This window comes from Brachybacterium sacelli, from assembly GCF_017876545.1.
Taxonomy (GTDB): Bacteria; Actinomycetota; Actinomycetes; order Actinomycetales; family Dermabacteraceae; genus Brachybacterium; species Brachybacterium sacelli.
In genome coordinates, this window is sequence record NZ_JAGIOD010000002.1 from 409,201 (window position 1) to 423,936 (window position 14,736).

The 14,736-nt window shown below is 72.2% G+C and carries 15 protein-coding genes; 10 read left to right on the forward strand and 5 right to left on the reverse strand.

The window, feature by feature from the left end:
• From glmS to JOF43_RS16045, 7 genes are all read left to right on the forward strand, one after another.
• Positions 1 to 1,869 carry a glutamine--fructose-6-phosphate transaminase (isomerizing) gene (gene glmS, locus JOF43_RS16015; RefSeq protein WP_209903906.1) on the forward strand — a complete coding sequence of 623 codons (1,869 nt, stop codon included), beginning with the start codon at positions 1 to 3 and terminating at the stop codon, positions 1,867 to 1,869.
• Positions 1,870 to 1,948: 79 nt separating this feature from the next.
• The gene (locus tag JOF43_RS16020; RefSeq protein WP_209903907.1) at positions 1,949 to 2,395 is read left to right on the forward strand and encodes a holo-ACP synthase; all 447 of its coding nucleotides are present in this window, start codon (positions 1,949 to 1,951) and stop codon (positions 2,393 to 2,395) included.
• Entirely contained in the window at positions 2,392 to 3,882 is a 1,491-nt protein-coding gene (locus tag JOF43_RS16025; protein WP_209903908.1) for an NAD(P)H-hydrate dehydratase, read from the forward strand. The genes JOF43_RS16020 and JOF43_RS16025 overlap by 4 nt, the downstream gene beginning before the upstream one ends.
• Positions 3,883 to 3,895: 13 nt before the next feature.
• On the forward strand, positions 3,896 to 5,068 hold the full coding sequence (alr, locus tag JOF43_RS16030) for an alanine racemase (RefSeq protein ID WP_209903909.1): 1,173 nt from the start codon (positions 3,896 to 3,898) through the stop codon (positions 5,066 to 5,068).
• Entirely contained in the window at positions 5,065 to 5,604 is a 540-nt protein-coding gene (tsaE, locus tag JOF43_RS16035) for a tRNA (adenosine(37)-N6)-threonylcarbamoyltransferase complex ATPase subunit type 1 TsaE (protein WP_209903910.1), read from the forward strand. Before alr ends, tsaE begins: the two co-directional genes overlap by 4 nt.
• Positions 5,604 to 6,311 (forward strand): tRNA (adenosine(37)-N6)-threonylcarbamoyltransferase complex dimerization subunit type 1 TsaB, encoded by a 708-nt coding sequence (gene tsaB, locus JOF43_RS16040; RefSeq protein ID WP_209903911.1) that lies wholly within the window; start codon positions 5,604 to 5,606, stop codon positions 6,309 to 6,311. The genes tsaE and tsaB overlap by 1 nt, the downstream gene beginning before the upstream one ends.
• Position 6,312: 1 nt before the next feature.
• Positions 6,313 to 6,807 (forward strand): GNAT family N-acetyltransferase, encoded by a 495-nt coding sequence (locus JOF43_RS16045; protein ID WP_209903912.1) that lies wholly within the window; start codon positions 6,313 to 6,315, stop codon positions 6,805 to 6,807.
• Between the two features lie 72 nt (positions 6,808 to 6,879).
• Here the strand turns inward: JOF43_RS16045 and JOF43_RS16050 are convergent, their stop codons facing one another.
• Both JOF43_RS16050 and JOF43_RS16055 read right to left on the reverse strand, forming a co-directional pair.
• Entirely contained in the window at positions 6,880 to 8,592 is a 1,713-nt protein-coding gene (locus JOF43_RS16050; RefSeq protein WP_209903913.1) for a hypothetical protein, read from the reverse strand.
• Positions 8,577 to 9,455 (reverse strand): ABC transporter ATP-binding protein, encoded by an 879-nt coding sequence (locus JOF43_RS16055; protein ID WP_209903914.1) that lies wholly within the window; start codon positions 9,453 to 9,455, stop codon positions 8,577 to 8,579. The genes JOF43_RS16050 and JOF43_RS16055 overlap by 16 nt, the downstream gene beginning before the upstream one ends.
• 148 nt (positions 9,456 to 9,603) lie before the next feature.
• Between JOF43_RS16055 and JOF43_RS16060 the strand changes: the two genes are divergently transcribed.
• Complete coding sequence (locus tag JOF43_RS16060; RefSeq protein WP_209903915.1) at positions 9,604 to 10,995, forward strand: AI-2E family transporter; 1,392 nt, start codon at positions 9,604 to 9,606, stop codon at positions 10,993 to 10,995.
• A gap of 112 nt (positions 10,996 to 11,107) precedes the next feature.
• Here JOF43_RS16060 and greA read toward each other — a convergent pair whose 3' ends face one another.
• On the reverse strand, positions 11,108 to 11,599 hold the full coding sequence (gene greA / locus JOF43_RS16065) for a transcription elongation factor GreA (protein WP_209903916.1): 492 nt from the start codon (positions 11,597 to 11,599) through the stop codon (positions 11,108 to 11,110).
• Positions 11,600 to 11,865: 266 nt separating this feature from the next.
• Positions 11,866 to 12,258 carry a DUF4307 domain-containing protein gene (locus tag JOF43_RS16070; RefSeq protein WP_209903917.1) on the reverse strand — a complete coding sequence of 131 codons (393 nt, stop codon included), beginning with the start codon at positions 12,256 to 12,258 and terminating at the stop codon, positions 11,866 to 11,868.
• Positions 12,259 to 12,477: 219 nt separating this feature from the next.
• Here JOF43_RS16070 and mca point away from each other — a divergent pair, with 219 nt between their 5' ends.
• Both mca and JOF43_RS16080 read left to right on the forward strand, forming a co-directional pair.
• Entirely contained in the window at positions 12,478 to 13,386 is a 909-nt protein-coding gene (gene mca / locus JOF43_RS16075; protein WP_209903918.1) for a mycothiol conjugate amidase Mca, read from the forward strand.
• The gene (locus JOF43_RS16080) at positions 13,383 to 13,826 is read left to right on the forward strand and encodes a hypothetical protein (RefSeq protein ID WP_209903919.1); all 444 of its coding nucleotides are present in this window, start codon (positions 13,383 to 13,385) and stop codon (positions 13,824 to 13,826) included. The genes mca and JOF43_RS16080 overlap by 4 nt, the downstream gene beginning before the upstream one ends.
• Before the next feature lies 1 nt (position 13,827).
• Here JOF43_RS16080 and trhA read toward each other — a convergent pair whose 3' ends face one another.
• Positions 13,828 to 14,718, reverse strand: coding sequence for a PAQR family membrane homeostasis protein TrhA (trhA, locus tag JOF43_RS16085; protein WP_209903920.1), 891 nt, complete (start codon positions 14,716 to 14,718; stop codon positions 13,828 to 13,830).
• Positions 14,719 to 14,736 lie beyond the last annotated feature (18 nt).

Sequence of the window (14,736 nt, forward strand, 5' to 3'; positions counted from 1 at the left end):
ATGTGTGGAATCGTCGGATACGCAGGCCCGCAGGCCGCAGCCCCCTCTACCCGTCCCGTCGACGTCGCCCTCCAGGGCCTCGCTCGCCTCGAGTACCGCGGCTACGACTCCGCGGGCGTCGCCGTCCTCGACGACGACACCGTGCGCGTGACCAAGCGCGCCGGGAAGCTCGCCAACCTCCGGGAGGCGCTCGAGAACGACACCGAGACCACCGGGCGCGTCGCCATCGCCCACACCCGCTGGGCCACCCACGGCGGCCCCACCGACGTGAACGCCCACCCCCACCACGGTGGCCGCGAGGGTGAGCTGGCCGTGGTCCACAACGGGATCATCGAGAACTTCGCGACCCTGCGCGCCGAGCTGGAGGGCCAGGGCTACACCTTCACCTCCGAGACCGACTCCGAGGCCGCCGCCCACCTGATCGCCCACGAGATGGAGTCCGCCGGCGACCTCACCGAGGCGATGCGCCGCACCGCCTCCCGGCTCGAGGGCGCCTTCACCCTGCTCGCCGTGCATCGCGACGCCCCGGACACCGTCGTCGCCGCCCGCCGCAACTCCCCGCTGGTCGTGGGCCTCGGCGAGGGCGAGAACTTCCTCGGCTCCGATGTGGCCGCCTTCGTCGACTCCACCAAGGAGGCGCTCGAGATCGGCCAGGACCAGATCGTCACCGTCAGCTCCGACGCCGTGCGCATCATCGACGTCGAGGGTCACGAGGTCACCGACGCCAAGCGCTACACGATCGAATGGGATGCCGCCGCCGCGCAGAAGGGCGGCTACCCGTCCTTCATGGCCAAGGAGATCCACGAGCAGGCCGGCGCGGTCGCCGACACCCTCCTGGGCCGCCTGTCCGACGGGTCCCTCCAGCTCGACGAGATGGACATCGACCCCTCCGTGCTGCGCAGCGTCGACAAGATCGTCGTGGTCGCCTGCGGCACCGCCGCCAACGCCGGCGAGGTCGCCAAGTACGCCATCGAGCACTGGTGCCGCATCCCCACCGAGGTCGAGCTCGCCCACGAGTTCCGCTACCGCGACCCGGTCGTCACCGAGAAGACCCTGGTCGTGGCGATCTCGCAGTCCGGCGAGACCATGGACACCCTGATGGCCGTGCGCCACGCCCGCGAGCAGGGCGCGAAGGTGGTCGCGATCTGCAACACCCGCGGCTCCACGATCCCGCGCGAGTCCGACGCCGCGCTGTACCTGCACGTCGGCCCCGAGATCGCGGTCGCCTCCACCAAGGCGTACCTGGGACAGATCGCCGCCTGCTACCTGCTGGGCCTGTTCCTGGCGCAGGTGCGCGGCAATCTCTACCCCGACGAGATCGCCGCCCTGATGGCGGACCTCGAGCAGATCCCCGACCAGATCCAGCAGGTCCTGGACAACTCCGGCCAGATCGAGCAGCTCGCGGCCGACATGCAGGACGCCAACAGCGTGCTGTTCCTGGGCCGCCACGTCGGCTACCCGACCGCGATGGAGGGGGCGCTGAAGCTCAAGGAGATCGCCTACATCCACGCCGAGGGCTTCGCCGCCGGCGAGCTCAAGCACGGGCCGATCGCCCTGGTCGAGGAGGGGCAGCCGGTGTTCGTCATCGTGCCCTCGCCCCACGGCCGGCACTCGCTGCACTCGAAGGTCGTCTCCAACATCCAGGAGGTGCGTGCCCGCGGCGCCCGCACCCTGGTGATCGCCGAGGAGGGCGACGACGCGGTGCTTCCCTACGCCGACGAGGTGATCCGGGTGCCCGCCACCCGCACCCTGTTCGCCGCGCTGCTGACGGTGATCCCGCTGCAGATCTTCTCCTGCGAGCTGGCCACCGCGAAGGGCCTGGACGTGGACCAGCCGCGCAACCTCGCCAAGTCCGTCACGGTCGAATGAGCATCGGCGGGTGAACGGCCGGACCGTGCGGTGACCGGCCCACACCCCACCTCCCGGGTCGGGGTGTGATACTGCGGGGATGAGCAGCTTTCCGACCGCGACGCCGACGCCCGGCCCCGACGACAGCTTCGGGGGCCGGGCGTTCGCGCCTCGCGAGGACGGCACCGTCGTCGGCGTGGGCGTCGACGTCGTGGACGTCTCGCGCCTGGCCGTGCTGATCGACCGCACCCCCGCGCTGCTGGACCGGCTGTTCACTCCGGGGGAGCGGCAGCTCTCGGCCGCCTCCCGTGCCGCCCGGGTCGCCGCGAAGGAGGCCGTGGGCAAGGCCCTCGGCGCCCCGGGAGACTTCTCCTGGCAGGACGTCACCGTCGAACGCACCGAGGCCCGCCGCCCCTACCTGCGCCTGCGCGGCGCCACCCTGCTCGCCGCCGAGGCCCAGCGGGTCACCCACCTGCACCTGTCGCTGTCGCACGACGGCGACATCGCCACTGCGATCGTGGTCGCCGAACGCGAGGGGGCACGATGATCCGCGGCTACACCGCCGAGGACGTCCGCGCGGCGGAGCGCCCGCTGCTGGATGCCGGTGAGCCCCTCATGCAGCATGCCGCGCGCGCTCTCGCCGGCCGGGCCGCCGAGCGTCTGCGCACCCCTGACGAACCCCAGGTCGTGGTCCTCGCCGGCAGCGGCGCCAACGGCGGGGACGGGCTCCATGCCGCCGCCCTGCTGCGCCGCCAGGGGATCCTCGCCGACGCGATCGCCACCGCCGACGGGCTCCACGCGGGCGGATCGGAGGCCCTGCGGGAGGCCGGCGGCACGTTACGCGCCCTCGAGGACACCGATCCCGAGGACCTCCGCGCCCAGCTCGCCGACGCGGATCTGGTGCTGGATGCGATCGTCGGCATCGGCGGTCGCCCCGAGATCCCCGCCCACCTCACGGCGCTGCTCCAGGAGGTGCGCCGCAGCGGCGTCCCCGTGCTCGCGGTCGACGTGCCCAGCTTCGTGGACGCCTCCACCGGACAGGCGGCCCCCGGTGCCCTCGCGGCCCGGGAGACCGTCACCTTCGGCGCCGTCAAAGCGGGCCTGCTCCTGCCCGGCGGCGCCGACCTCGCCGGTCGCCTCCACCTCGTCGACCTCAGACTGAGCGAGCATCTCCCGCCCGAACCCGCAGTGCTCCGCCTGGGGGACGCCGACGTGCAGGACCTCTGGCCGCACCCGGAGCGAGATGCGACCAAGTACTCACGGGGCGTGGTCGCGATCGCCGCCGGCAGCCCGCGCTTCCCGGGCGCTGCCGTCCTGACCGCCTCGGGCTCGGCACGCACCGGTGCCGGGATGGTGCGCGTCATCGCCCCGCAGAGCGTGCTGGATCTCGTGCTGCGCACCCGCCCCGAGATCGTCGGGCATCCCGCCGAGACGGTGGACCCCGAGTCGATCGGTCGTCTGGACGCCCTCGTCGTGGGCCCGGGCCTGCCGGGTGATGATCCTCGCACCCGCGCCGGTGCGGAGCTGCTGAGCATCTCGGGAGGAGAGCTCGGCCGCGGCGTGCTCGATGCCGGCGGTCTCGACGCGATCGACCCGGAGCACCGCTTCGGCCCCGACGTCGTCCTCACCCCGCACCGCGGGGAAGCGGACCGATTGGCCCAGCGTCTCGGGATCGGCACGGAGCTCCCGGGACCCGAGCTCGCGGCCGCGCTCGCCGCGGCGACCGGGGCGACCGTCCTGCTCAAGGGCGCGATCACCCTCATCGCGCCCGGGGACGGCGGGCCGCTGCGCGCGCAGGACGACGCCACGCCCCAGCTCGCCACCGCCGGCACCGGGGACGTCCTCGCCGGGGTCCTGGGCACCCTGCTCGCCGCCGGGCTGCCCGGACCGGACGCCGCGACCCTGGCCGCGATCCTGCACGGCCGAGCCGGGCGCCGGGCCTCCCGGGACGGGGTGCTGCCCCTGGTCGCCCTCGACGTCGCCGCACACGTCCCGGAGGCACTCGGGACTATCCTGGCGGGCGCCCTGACGTGAACCGAGGAGCTCGATGACCATTCCGATCCCTGCCGAGGACCCTCGGCACGTGCCCAACCGGGCCGTGATCGACCCCGCGGCGATCACCCAGAACACCCGGGCGCTGACCGGGCTGCTCGAGGAGCAGACGGCCCTGATGGCCGTGGTCAAGGCCGACGGCTACGGGCACGGCATGCTCACCGCCGCCCGGGCCGCGCTCGAGGGCGGCGCCACCTGGCTCGGCGTCGCCCATCCCGCCAGCGCGCTCGCCCTCGCCCGCGCCGGCCTCGATGCGCACATCCTCACCTGGCTGTACGAGCCGCGCACCGCCGCCACGGTGCTGCCCGAGGTGCTCTCCTCCGGGATCGACGTGTCGGTCGGCTCCCCGGAGATGCTCGCGCTGGTGGCCGAAGCCGCCCGCCAGGCAGACCGTCGGGCCCGCGTGCATCTGAAGATCGACACCGGCATGGGACGTAACGGCGTCCTGCCCTGGCAGATCCGCGAGCTCGGCCCGGCGATGGCCGAGGACGACTACACCCAGGTGGTCGCCGCCTGGACCCATCTCACCAGCGCGGACGACCCCGCCGACCCCGCGACGGACCAGCAGGTCGAACTGTTCGACTCGGCCTGCGAGGCGCTGGCCGACGAGGTCGGCCCCGTCCCCCTCCAGCACATCGCGAACTCCGCCGCACTGCTGACCCGCCCCGACCTGCACCGGGATCTCGTGCGTCCCGGCATCGCCCTGTACGGCTACCCGCCGGTCTCCACGGACGTGCCGCTGCGCCCCGCGATGACCCTCACCAGCCGCCTGGCCCTGGTCAAGGAGGTCCCCGAGGGGCACAGCATCGGCTACGGACGCATCCACAGCACGGCGCAGCGCACTCGCGTGGGCCTGGTCCCCCTCGGCTACGCCGACGGGCTCCACCGCGCCGCCAGCGACCGCTGCGAGGTGCTCGTGCGCACCGAGTCCGGTGACCGCCGCGCACCGCAGGTGGGCCGGATCAGCATGGACCAGATCGTCATCGACCTGGGCCCGGACTCCGACGCCCGCGCCGGGGACGAGGTGTTCGTCTTCGGTGACGCCGGGGGAGTGCCCAACGCCCCCTCCGCCACCACCGCCGACGACTGGGCGCGCGCCGCGGGGACCATCCCCTATGAGATCCTCACGTCCGTCTCCGGGAGGGTCACCCGGGAGGTGCTCTCGTGAGCGGCCTCGAGGTCCGCACCCACGACGCGGCCGGCACCCGCATCGCCGCCGCGGCGCTCGCCGGCGTGCTGCGCGCCGGGGACCTGCTGGTGCTGGACGGCCCTCTCGGCGCCGGGAAGACCACCTTCACCCAGGGGCTCGGCGAGGGCCTCGGGGTGCGCGGCCCCATCGCGTCGCCGACCTTCGTCATCGAGCGCGTCCACCCCAGCCTGACCGGCGGGCCCGCCCTCGTGCACGTGGACGCCTACCGTCTCGGAGGGGGCGGTGACATCGACGACCTCGACCTCGAGGCCGATCTCGACGCCTCCGTCACGGTCGTCGAATGGGGCCGCGACCGGGTCGAGCACCTCGTGGACTCCTTCCTGCTCATCGAACTGGAGCGGCCCGACCAGGTCGAGGATCCGGAAGATCCCGACGAGTCCCGCGCCCTGCGCCTGACGCCGAGCGGCGGCCGTTGGGACGAGGCGGCGCGGGCCGCGCTCGCTGCCGCTGTGACCGCGCTCGAGGGATCCGCCACCGCCGAGGAGAACCGCTGATGCTGCTGGGAATCGACACCTCCGGAGCGGTGAGCGTCGCCGTCGCCCGCGGCGCCCTCGTCGAGGCCGCGCCACCGGAGGTCCTCGCCGTCCGCGGCGATGACCGCGCCCGTCACCACGACGAAGTGCTACTGGCCCGGATCGACGAGGCGATGCGGGAGGCCGGTGCCGAGCGCCGGGACCTCACCGGCATCGTCGTCGGCCGCGGGCCGGGCCCGTTCACCGGGCTGCGCGTGGGGCTGGTCGCCGCCCGCAGCATCGCCGGGGTGCTGGACCTCCCGCTGCACGGCCTCAGTTCGCTCGACGCCCTTGCGCACCAGGCCCTGGCCGGGGCGAGCGTCGGCGGGGCGGCACCGGTCACGGTCGGTGTCGCACTGGACGCGCGTCGCCGCGAGGTCTACCACGCCCGCTACCGGCGCGCCGCCGACGGCACGGTGACCCGCGAGGCCGGTCCTGCCGTCGACGCCCCGGCAGAGGTCGCCGCCGAGCTCACCGCCTGCGACCTCCTCGTCGGCTCCGGCACCGGGCTGTACCCGGAACTGCTCCCGGCCACCGCCGAGATGGCGCACGCCGACGCCGGGCACCTGATCCTCGCCGCCGCGCAGCTGAGCGCCCAGGGCGCGGACCTCTCCGACACCGCGCCGCTGTACCTGCGGGAGCCCGACGCCGCCAAGCCCACCGCGCGCAAGAGCGCTCTGGGTCGCTGAGATGCCCGCCGGGACGGGCAGCGCGGCTGCCGCGGGGCCGTGGGCCCTGCGCCCGGTCACTCCCGAGGACATCGAGGTGATCGCCCACGCCGAGCTCGAGCTGTTCCCCGACGAGGCCTGGAACGTCTTCCAGCTCGCCGAGGAGATCTCCCACCGCGACCGTCGTTACGTCCTGGCCGCCGAGGGAGCCGAAGCGGGTGGGAGCCTGCTCGGATACGCCGGGATCATGCTCGCCGGCGACCTGGCCGACCTGCACACCATCGGCACTCTCCGCGAAGGCGCCGGCATCGGCCGCGCGCTGCTGATCTGGTGCGAGGAGCAGGCCCGCGCCGGGGGCGCCGTGCGGATGCTGCTCGAGGTGCGGGAGGACAACGACCGGGCGCGCCGCTTCTACGCTGCGGCCGGCTACCGCGAGATCGACCGGCGCCGCGGCTACTACCCGATCCGCGGCAGGCGCATCGACGCGCTGGTCCTGGAGCGCACGCTGACCGCGTGACCGCGTGACCGCGTGACCGCGTGACCGCGTGACCGTCGGGCCGTTCGGCCACGAGGCCGGGTCAGAAGCGGCTCACAGGAAGTCGCGGACCTTCCAGAAGAGTTCCGGATAGCGGGCCTCCAGCCGCACCGTGCCGATCCGCATCCCCACGAGGAAGGCGACCACGCCCAGGACGAGGGAGACCAGACCGGCTACCAGCAGCAGCACCTCGCTGCCCACCACCAGGCCCCAGATCGCGATCCCGATCGTCGGGATCTGCGGGACGAACACGGCGACCATCGCGATCGTCATCGTGAGCATCGCGTTCGCGCTGGAGGCCGACTTGTCCTTCATCGGGTTGGTGCCGGGAGGGGAGGACGGGTACGGCATGATCGCGCCGACCGCGACCGACGCCCCCCATCCGGTGACCATGACCCCCAGGGATGCGAGCGCCGTCAGCGGGATCAGGTGCGCCATGTCGTACAGCAGCGGCATCACGATGGTGATCAGCAGCACCGGCGGGACCATGATCAGGGCGATCGCGGCGACGCGACCGAGGAGGTTCGCGCGGGCGGGCAGATTGGCGGTGATGTTGACCCAGCCGGAGGGGCCGTCGAAGCCGATCTCGTTGCACAGGGTGATGCCCGTGAGGCCGCACATGAAGATCGTCATCGTCAGCATCATCGGCCGCGACTCCGGCAGCATCAGCCCCATCGCCACGAAGAACACGATGATCAGCGGATAGATGCCGATCGAGGCCAGGTAACGGGTGTCGCGCCGCCAGTAGCGCAGTGACTTGCCCATCACCGCCCCGAAGGCCGTGGGCCGGACGAACCGCGGCACCAGGGAGGAGACCTTCGTGGTACCGGAGGAGGCGTCACCGCTCAGCGCGGAGGTGAGGGAGGCGTCCAGCGAGCGCCGCCACCACAGCCAGGTCGCCGCGATGGTGGCCGTGCCAATCAGCAGGCGCACCAGCGCCGGGAGCACCTCGCCCTCGGCGAGGTCCATCGGCACGGCGAACAGTGCCCCGAACGGGGTCCAGGCCAGCACCTCGACCACGCCCGGCAGTGCCTGCCGCACCTGCTCGAAGTCCAGGTCGTCGATGCGCTGCATGCCGAGCGAGAAACCGTATATCGCCGCGAACATGGCCATCATCGCGACGATGCCGCCGAGTTCGCGGCCGCTGCGGGAGGAGGCTCGGCTCGCCGAGTGCGCGAACCAGGCCCGCGGCAGCAGCAGGCACAGCCCCAGCCCGGCGAGGTTGGCGGGGATCAGCAGCACCACGGCGGCGAGGATCCATCCCGCGCCCTGCCCGAACAGCACCAGCCACAGCACCTCGAATGCGGTGGCCACGGCCACGGCGAGCAGGGTGAACAGGCCCGGCAGGCTGAGGGCGGACGCGGCGAACAGCCCCGGCTGCAGCTCCTTCGCGCTGCGGGGGAACAGGGCGAAGGATCGTGGGTCCAGGGTGTCGTCCATGCCGAAGGCCACCACGGGGATCAGGAACCACGCCAGCACCGTCACCGCGCCCAGGCCCCGGATGATCTGCGGGAAGAGCTCGCCTTCCCCGGCCCACAGGGTGGTGCCGAGGAACGCGAACACGAGGGCGACGAGACCGGCCAGGGCGTACAGCGATCCGAAGATCGTGCCGATCAGCTTGCCGATGTTCTTGCGGTAGGACCGCTTCCACAGCGTCCACTTCAGGTGCAGCAGGAGCCGCACGAGGGACTTCTGGGCGACCGCGCCGTGGTGGACGTCGGCCGCCGAGGCGGTCGCGGCATGCTCGCTGCTCAGGACTCCAACCACGACAGGCTCCCCTCCGCGACGTCGCCGCCGCCGACGAGGTCGATGAACGTCTGCACGAGGCTGCCGCCGCGGCGGACCTCGTCGAGCGTCCCGTCGGCCAGCAGCTCGCCGTGCGCGATGATCGCGACATGGCTGCACAGTTCCTCGACCAGCTCCATGACGTGGCTGGAGAGCACCACGGTGCCGCCGCCGTCGACGTAGGCGGTGAGGATCGTGCGGATCACCTGGGCCGAGACCGGGTCCACCGCCTCGAGGGGCTCGTCGAGCACGAGCAGACGAGGCGCATGGAGGAGGGCACTGGCCAACAGGATCTTCTTGGTCATGCCGGCCGAGTAGTCGACGACGAGCTTGCCGTCCTCCCCGGCGAGGTCCAGCGCCGTCAGCAGCGACTCCATCCGCTCTTCGACCACGTCGGCCTGCATCCCGCGGATCAGACCCACGTAGGTCAGCAGCTCGCGGCCGGTGAGGCGGTCGAAGGTGCGCAGCCCGTCGGCGAGCACCCCGAGCTGGGCCTTCGCCGTGGTGGGATCGCCCCACATGTCGGTGCCCAGCACGTGCGCGGTGCCACCGTCGGGGCGCAGCAGCCCGGTGGCCATCGACAGGGTGGTGGTCTTGCCGGCGCCGTTGGGGCCGACCATGCCGTAGAAGGAGCCGCGCGGAACGTCGAGGGAGATCCCGTGGACCACCTCGGTCCTGGCGAAGGACTTGCGCAGTCCGCGGATCGACAGCGCCGCGTCGGCCGGGGCGGCCGCATCGGCCATGACCGGGGCGGCGGCACCTTCGACCGCGGGCGAGCCGACCGGCTGGTCGGCGGCGGCGGACGAGCCGGACGGGGTCGGGGAGGAGGCGTCGGCGAAGTGCATGGGATCACGGTAGCGGGGCTCACCCCGGTCCCGCTCCCCCTGACGGCCATGGGCAGGCCGACCTTCGTCGGGGTGCGGCGAGTGCGCAGGTGCGCAGGCAGCCGACTAGGATGCCCGCAGTCGACCTGCAGCTGATGGAAGGAACCCCATGACGAAGCTGAGCCCGACCCCACGGGCACCTGGCCTCGCCCCCGAGGTCGAGGAGATCCCGCTGGGGATCCGTCGGCTCGCGGCCTGGTCCTGGCGGATCCTCGTGATCGTCGCCGCCGCCGTCCTGATCCTCTACGGCGCGCTGCAGGTGACCGGCATCGTGATCCCCGTGCTGCTGGCCGTCCTGCTGGCGGTGCTGCTGACCCCCGTGGTCAAGGTGCTCACGCGCTACACGTTCCTGGGTCGGGGCGCGGCCAGCGGTATCGCGCTGCTGGGCCTGCTGCTGGTGGTCGCGGGAATGTTCACGCTCGCGGGTCGTCAGCTGATCGCGCAGTGGGCGGACATCCAGTCCAAGGCGGTCACCGGTTTCCAGTCCGTCACGGACTGGGCCACCACCACCTTCAAGATCGACACGCCGATGATCAACTCGGCGATCGACGAAGGGCTCACGAAGCTGCAGGAGAATGCCGACACCCTGCTGAACTCGGCGGTGACCACGGCGGCCGTGGTCGGCAACCTCGCCACCGGCATCGTGATCTGCCTGTTCTCCCTGTTCTTCCTGCTCTCCAGCGGTCCGACGATCTGGCGCTGGGTGGTGGGCCTGATGCCGCCGGCCGCGCGCCTGGGCACCCATGAGGCGTTCCGCCGCGGCTGGAAGGCGCTGTCGGCCTACGTGCGCACCCAGATCCTGGTCGCTGCGGTCGACGCCGTGGGCATCGCGATCGGCATGGTCTGCCTGGGCCTGGGCTCCTACGCGGTGCCGATCTGGCTGCTGGTGTTCCTGTTCTCCTTCATCCCCCTGGTGGGCGCGATCGCCTCGGGCGTCATCGCGGTGCTGCTCGTGCTGGTGCTGCAGAACTGGCTGTTCGCCGTGATCATGGCGGGGATCGTGGTACTGGTCCAGCAGCTCGAGAGCAACATCCTCCAGCCGTTCCTGATGGGCAAGGCCGTCGAGCTGCATCCGCTGGCGGTGTTCCTGGGAGTGGCTGGCGGTGCGATGATCGCCGGGATCCCCGGCGCGCTGTTCGCGATCCCGCTGATCGCCTTCGTCAATGCGACGCTGCTGTACATCGTCGGTCGCGACCCCAGCCCCGAGCTGGGCGTGGACCGACCCGTCGCGGACCACTTCGCCGCCCTCAGCGCCGCGTCCCGCAAGCACGCCCAGGAGACCCGGGCCGCGTTCGCGGAGTCCCTGACCGCGGTGCCGGCCGGAGCCGCAGCGGCCGCAGAGCCGACGGGGAGCGCCGACGACGATCAGACGGTCGACCCGGAGCCCCCCGCCACGGAGCCCTCCGCTCCCTCGAACCCCACGGCGGATCCGGCCCCCGACGAGTCGTCGCAGACTCCGAACGACCCGGAGGACCCGACCTCGCCGCCTCGCCGGGAGTGAGCTGCTGAGGCGGCCAGGATGCACGACGACGGCCCCCGGTCCGGCATGAGCCGGGCTCGGGGGCCGTCGTGGTGCACGGGGCGCGGCGCTCAGGAGGCGAGCGGCGCGCGCCTCACGGGCGGTAGGGGCTCGCCTTGACGATCTCGATCGGGAACGACTTCCCGGTCGGCGCGGTGTAGTCGACCGTGTCGCCCACCTTCGAGCCGTGGATCGCGCTGCCCAGCGGCGACTCGGTGGAGTACACCTCGAGATCGGAGGAACCCTCGGCGATCTCGCGGTTGCCGAGCAGGAACGTGCGGTCCTTGCCGGCCAGGGTGATGCTGACGACCATGCCGGGCTCGACGACGCCGTCGTCCTTCGGCGACTCACCGACCACGGCGTTCTTCAGCAGACGCTGGAGGTCGGCGATGCGCGCCTCCATCTTCCCCTGCTCCTCACGGGCGGCGTGGTATCCACCGTTCTCCTTGAGGTCGCCCTCGTCGCGGGCGGCGGCGATGCGCTCCGCGATCTCGGTGCGACCCGGCCCTTCGAGCTCATCGAGCTCCTTGGCCAGGCGGTCGTATGCGTCCTGGGTGAGCCAGGCGCCATTCGGCTGGCTGCTCATGGGTTCACTCCTGTCGTCTTCGGTCCATGCGCATCGGAACCCGAAAAAGAGCCCCCATACGCGAATCACGGGGCACATGTCCTCATGCGCCCCGTGCTGCGGGTGATGATCCCCGGCACGATGCCGGTTTCGAGATACCTTACACCGCTCGTTTCCGTGTTCCCGGGACCTCCGAGCGCATTTCGCGTTCCGAGGAATCCTCACCCCGCAGTGCGGTGACCGGGCGGGGGAGGCGGGCGAACGGACGCTGCTGCGCGCCTTATGGCTCAGGTGGGCTCGCAGCCCAGCACCTCGGCGGAGACCGCCTCGCCCTGGGTCGAGATCTCCACATGGTGGGCCGTGCGACGGCTGGACTGCGGCGGGATGGTCGTCTCGACGAAGCCGACCTGGGCGCGGCCCTCGTTCATGGCCTGGATCCGGCAGACTGCCTCCGTGCCCGGATCCATCGTGATCGTGTAGTCCACGGCGATGACGTTCTCGGCGAGGTGGTCGTACCCGACCATGTCGGAGCGGATGGGCGGGCTGGCCACCCAGTAACCGACCACACCGACGACGGCGAGGAACACGGCAGCGGCGAGACCGATGAGGACGCGCGTGGCGCGCTTCGAGAGCAGCGGTGCGCCGTAGCGATCCGCCGGACGCTGCACAGTGCCGTTCATGCCCTCATCCTCCCAGAGCCCGACCACGCGGTCTCCCAGGAGCGTGCACCGGTGGCGAGGTACCCGTCACGTCGATGCCCCACCAGGATTCCCGCTCACGACGGCACGACGACTGCTCAGGCACGGTGGCGTAGGATCGGTCGCTGGTGCGGCCCCCGTCCGAGGCCGTACCGGTCCCCGGGGTACCTCGTCCCCGTCCAGTCGTTGCCGAGGAGAATCGTGACCGTCCAGCTGCCCGCCCCTGATGAGACCCTGCGGATGGTTGCCGTCCACGCGCATCCGGACGACGAGTCCTCCAAGGGTGCCGGAACGACCGCCCGCTACGCCCGGGAGGGCGCCCAGGTCACCGTCATCACCTGCACCGGCGGTGAGCGCGGTGACGTGCTCAATCCGCGTCTGCGCGACGATCCCGAACTCACCGTGGACCTCCCCGCGGTGCGCCGCCGCGAGATGGCGACGGCACAGGAGATCCTCGGCGTGGACCACGAGTGGCTCGGGTTCGTCGATTCCGGGCTCCCTGAGGGAGATCCGCTGCCGGCGCTGCCGGAGGGCAGCTTCGCGACCCTCCCCGTCGACGAGGCGGCCACCCCGCTGGTGGCGGCCGTGCGCCGGCTGCGCCCGCACGTGCTGACCACGTACGACGAGAACGGTGGCTACCCCCACCCCGACCACATCCAGACCAACCGGGTCGCCCTGGCGGCCTTCGATCTCGCGGCCGATCCCGACTTCGCCCCGGAGCTCGGCGAGCCCTGGGCGGTCGCCAAGCTCTACTACATCAACGGCTTCCACCGGCAGCGGTTCTCCGCCGTCGCCCGGCACCTGCGGGCCTCCGGCGCGCCGAACGAGGAGCTGGAACAGATGCTGCAGCGCTTCGACGAGTCCACCGATCGGCTCCTGACCACGCGTATCGACGTGCGGGACTACCTCGGAGTGCGTGATGACGCCCTGCGCGCCCACGCGACCCAGGTGGACCCCGACGGCCCGTTCTTCCGCATCACGCACGACGTCGAGTCCGCCGTCTGGGGCACCGAGGACTACGAGCTGCACATCTCCCGCATCGGCGTGAAGCTGCCCGAGGACGACCTGTTCGCCGGTCTGCGCCACGAGCACGTGGAGGCGCGACCGTGATCGGGGCGGGGCTGGACGTCGTGCCCGCGGCCGGCGGAGTCCTGCTCGCGGAGCCGTTCCCCTCGGACGACGGCGGGTTCAACTCCGTCACCGTCTCCCCGGGGTTGGGAGGCTTTCTCGCGATGTTCGTCCTCGCGGTGGCCGTGGTGCTGCTGGTGGTGGACATGACCCGTCGGACGCGTCGTGTCCGTGCCCGCGCCGAGGCAGAGACCCGGGTGGAGGCCGAGCGCGAGGCGGAGAAGGCCGGCGAGGAGCGTGGCGCAGGCGACGAGGCCGAGGCGGCCGCGAGCGGTCCGGCCGGCGGGGAGCCCGGCTCCCGCTCGGACGGCGACGCTGCCTCATCGACCGACGGCGACCGCTCGAGCGAGGTCGATCGCTCTGCCGACGACGACTCGCCGGCCGGCAGCGACCTGGGCACCCCGGGCGACGACCGCCGCTGAGTCAGAGGACGGCGGTGGCGACCGCCGCGAAGTGGCAGCCGAAACCGATGAGCGTGCCGGCGTGGAAGATCTCGTGGAACCCGAACCAGGCCGGTGACGGATTCGGCCTCTTGAGGGCGTAGACGACCGCCCCCACCGTGTAGGCCAGACCCCCCAGGACCAGCAGCCAGACCACGGACCAGCCGCCCGTGGCATGCAGCGCAGGCATGTAGAAGACCGCCACCCAGCCCAGGGCGATGTAGGCGGGCACGTAGAGCCAGCGCGGTGCCCCGGTCCAGAACAGGCGGAAGCACACGCCGATCAGCGCGCCGCCCCACGCGATCGAGAGCAGCGTGATCGCCTGGCGCGGGGCCAGCAGGGTGGCCGCGATGGGGGTGTACGTGCCGGCGATGATCAGGAAGATGTTCGCGTGGTCGAAGCGGCGCAGCATGATCGCGCGCTGCGGGGACCAGGTGCCGCGGTGGTAGACGGCGCTGACGCCGAACAGCAGGCCGGCGGTCAGGACGAAGACGGCGCAGGCCAGACGGATCGCGAGCGTCTCACCCACGGCGATCAGCAGCAGTCCCACCACCAGCGAGGTGGGGAAGGCGATCAGATGCAGCACGCCGCGCAGGCGGGGCTTGGGCAGCTGCAGCCCGAGCTGACGGGCGCGGACCGCCATCGACCGGGTCAGGGTCCGGGGCGCGAAGGGGTAGTCGTCCGCGGTGGGGATGTCCTCGTCGGCCGCTGAACGTGGCTCGCCCGATTCGGCGACGGCCTCGACGGCCTCCTGCAGCGCCGGGTCCCGCGACTCGGAGGAGCTCGCGGGGTTCCCCGGAGCGGACGCCGGGACGCGGTCGGGGGAGGGGTCGGGCGAGCTCGCGCCGCTCTCCCTGCGGGAGCCGGTGTTCATGGCGACGAGCGTAACCTA